The organism is Roseiconus lacunae (genome assembly GCF_008312935.1).
In the GTDB taxonomy this organism is placed as follows: domain Bacteria; phylum Planctomycetota; class Planctomycetia; order Pirellulales; family Pirellulaceae; genus Stieleria; species Stieleria lacunae.
In genome coordinates this window covers 1-503 of record NZ_VSZO01000056.1, presented here as the reverse complement: position 1 = coordinate 503, position 503 = coordinate 1, and the positions used below count along the sequence as shown (strand labels likewise).

The following is a 503-nucleotide window of genomic DNA, read 5'->3' as shown; positions in this document are numbered from 1 at the left end:
CGTTCCCCGACTGACGACCGAACGCGAATTGACGCTGAATCCGTATGACCCCGCTGAGAGCACAACCGCGACTGTCGGGTTCGATAAGTCTCAGCGCGGCATCTCGCGCATTTTTCGGCCCGCGATCTACCTGCACCTTGTCGCCGTGGCACTCACTGGACTTGGGATGACCCATGACATTCGGTCCATCATTTGGCCAAAACATTGGATTCCCTTCATCGAACTTGGTCTGTTATTCGGGACGGTAGGCTTTTTCGCCTGCCCACTTGCGCTGCTCATTGGCCTCGTCCGTTCGACCGCCCCGGCACCTCGACGCATGACCCTACTCGCTGTTGAAGCGATGATTGTCTTCACTCATTTCATTGCCTTCATACCGAGCGTACAATAGTCCGAACTGAACCGTACTACCAAAACCGCGGGGAACCATGGGTTGCAACGGAGGCCGCGAGTTGACGTCTTTGAAGTGGTGAGTCGTTCGAGCGGCCCCGCTGAACCCTACCGTT

Annotated in this window: 2 protein-coding genes; both read right to left on the bottom strand. The window is 56.7% G+C overall.

Annotation, left to right across the window (positions count from 1 at the left end):
• Nucleotides 1–205 (bottom strand): hypothetical protein (locus tag FYC48_RS28545; protein ID WP_235034425.1); only part of this gene is annotated, 205 nt, incomplete at its 3' end.
• Nucleotides 206–322: 117 nt separating this feature from the next.
• Nucleotides 323–503 (bottom strand): hypothetical protein (locus tag FYC48_RS28540; RefSeq protein ID WP_235034424.1); only part of this gene is annotated, 181 nt, incomplete at its 5' end.